1 protein-coding gene and 1 pseudogene are annotated in these 3,318 nt (G+C 26.2%); both read left to right on the top strand.

From position 1 onward, the window contains the following. The coding region (locus ABJG40_RS03420) for an aminopeptidase (RefSeq protein WP_348023183.1) at positions 1-2,707 on the top strand (2,707 nt) is incomplete at its 5' end. Positions 2,708-3,025: 318 nt separating this feature from the next. Beyond that, positions 3,026-3,318, top strand: a pseudogene (locus ABJG40_RS03415) (hypothetical protein); the annotation flags it as partial.

Raw genomic sequence — 3,318 nt, 5'->3', positions numbered from 1 at the left:
TGATGAATTAAAAATTCAACAAGAAATTATTTTTTACAATAATTCGGATACTATTTTAACAAACATTTATCTTCATAATTGGGCAAATAGTTACAAAGATAGAAAAACCCCCTTATCAAAAAGATTTATTAAAAATTTTAGAAAAGACCTATATTTTGCTAAAGAAAAAGATTTAGGATCTTCAACGATTAAAAATCTTTCTGTAAATTTCGAAAACGTAACTTACAACGAATTAAAAAATCAAGCAGATATTATAGATATTACACTTAACAAACCTCTAAAACCTAATTCTAAAGTTAATATATCTATTACATATATTGTAAAAATACCAAATGCAAGATTTACTAAATATGGCAAAACAAAAACAGGTTATCATCTAAGAAACTGGTATATAACTCCTGCAATTTACAAGAATGGTTGGCAAATTATGAGTAACCTAAACCTTGATGATTTGTATGAAAGAGGAACCGATTTTAATATTCATATTGATGCTCCTAAAGGCTATATAGTAGAATCTAACTTATATAGATACGAAACAAAAAAAGAAGGTTATAATAGTTATTATTTTGTTGGAAAAAATAAAACAGACATTCTTTTAGGCATTAATACATCAACTCAAATTAAAACATTTACTACAAAAACTGTAACTATACATACAGATGTTTTTTCTAAAGAATTAGATTTTAATTTAACTACAAGCATTTTAAATAGAGAATTACTTTTTATTCAGAAATACTTAGGAAAATATCCTCATCCAGAAATATATATAGACAAAGCAACTCAGAGTAAAAATCCTATTTTTGGATTAAACCAACTTCCTAAATTTTTACGCCCATTTTCTGACACCTTTAAGTGGGATATTGCCATGTTTAAATCCTTAACAAAAAGATATATTGAAAATACAATTCTACTTAATAAAAGAAAAGATTATTGGTTAATTGATGGTCTTCAGAATTATTTAATGATAGAGTATATTGAAAAATATTATCCAGAAATTAAGCTTTTAGGTAACGCTTCTGATTCTTGGTTCTTAAAAAAATTTAACATCTCTAAATTAGAATTTAATGATAAATATCCTTTTGTTTATCAATTTTCTGCGCGTAAATTTTTAGACCAAGCTTTAAATACATCTGCAGATTCTTTATCTAACTTTAACCGAAAAATAGTAAGTAAATATAAAGCTGGTTTAGGTTTTAGATTTTTAAAAGGATATGTTGGAGACAGCATATTAAATGAAACAATTAAAGATTTTTACCAAAACAACCAAATAAAAATAATTGACAGCAATAAATTTTACGAACTTTTATCCACTAAAACAACTAAAAATTTAGATTGGTTTTTTAATGACTTTGTTAAAACAAATAAAAAGATAGACCATACAATTCAATCTATAAAACCTATTAAAGACAGCATTTATGTTACTATAAAAAACAAAAGAAATATTACTACACCTGTAGCAATATATGCTTTAAAAGATGATGAAATAAAAATAAAAAAATGGGTTTCTAATGTTGATTCAATAAAAACAATAAAATTTAAAAAAGGTAACTATGATACGTTTGTTTTAAATTACGAAAACCTTTACCCAGAATTAAACACTTTAGACAATTGGAAAAAAATAGATAAAAAAATATTTCACAAACCAATTAAATTTTCATTAATAAAAGACGTCAGTAGCCCTAATTATCATCAACTATTTTATCAACCTGATATAGCTTATAATTATTATAACGGACTTATTCTTGGCGCTAAACTACACAACAAACCCTTAATAAAAAGAAATTTTTATTTTAAAGCAGTACCCTATTATGCTACAAAAAGTAATTCTATAATCGGGCAATTTGCCCTTTCATATGATCAGTTTTTTGAAGATTCGAAACTATATAAAGTTTCATACGGATTGGCAGGAAGCACTTCAGATTACGCTCCAAATTTAGCATACAAATCATTAATTCCATATATAGATATCATCTTTAAAAGAAAAACTTTAAGAGACGCAAGTACAGAATCTTTAAGAGCTAAATTGGTTCATATAGATAAAGATGTAGCCCTTAACACACCAAGAACAACTCAAGACAATTATAGTATCTTAAGCTTAAGTTACAATTATTCTAATCCAGATATTATTAAAGAATTTAGATATAGTTTTAATGCTGAATTTGCAAAAAACTTTTCTAAAGCTGCCTTAGACATAAGATTTAGAACATTAACATCTACAGATACCCAATTAGATTTTAGATTTTTTGCAGGTGCCTTTTTTAGCAACAAAACTTCTAACGATTATTTTAGTTTTGGCTTAGACAGAAGCAATGATTACCTGTTTCAACTTAATTATTTAGGAAGATCAGAAAGCACAGGTTTTTTTAGCCAACAATTTATTATTACAGAAGGAGGTTTTAAATCTGTTCTTCCCACAAGATTTGCAAATCAATTTATGGTTTCAAATAACTCTAGTATAGGTATTTGGCGTTGGTTAGAAATTTATAATGATGTTGCCTTTTTAAAAAACAAAAACCAACCTTTATATTTTGCATACGAAAATGGAGTACGCTTTAATTTTGTACATCAAATATTTGAAATTTATTTTCCATTTTACTCAAATAATGGATGGGAAATTTCTCAAACAGCGTACCCACAAAAAATAAGATTTTCGCTATCTGCTGATGTAAAATCTATTTACAACTTTTTTAGACGTGGTTTTTTATAAAACAACACGTAAAACAAATTAACACCCCTCCTTTGTTTTAGAGATAATAATCGTTTTTTTTTTTGTAAAAGCATCATTCACGACAAAAACACTACCATTCACGACATTTTTTTCAACGTGACCTCTTTATTTCTCACTTTTGCATAAACTAACGAATATCACATAAAAATTAAACTATTCCTTTTTTCTTGTATTTATAAAATATCTACATGAGAACCTTAAAAGTTTTTAATTAAATATTTGACAGAAAAAACACGTAAAAACACTTAATAAAAATACATACAACAAATATACCTTTACAGCAAAATTTAAACCAATATGAAAACCAAATTATTACTTATTACAGTTTTTTTTTACTGCATTAATTATTCTTTTGCACAAAAAACACAAAAAACGACTTCTAAAAAAGTCTTAGAAGAAAAAGTAAACACCAATTTAAAAACTAGGAAAAACGGACTAAACATCTCTTTTGGAACTTCTGGATTCGGTTTTGGGTACGCTAGAAAACTGACTTCTAAATTAAATGGTATCATAACCTACCACAGCCTTACCATAGAAGACAAAGAGGTAGATGTCTCTGAATTTTTAGACAACGATGATGTCAATTTTCT

This window comes from Polaribacter sp. (genome assembly GCF_039939415.1).
Lineage (GTDB): Bacteria > Bacteroidota > Bacteroidia > Flavobacteriales > Flavobacteriaceae > Polaribacter.
The sequence above is the reverse complement of the archived record's forward strand: the minus strand, read 5'-3'. Positions and strand labels throughout refer to the sequence as shown.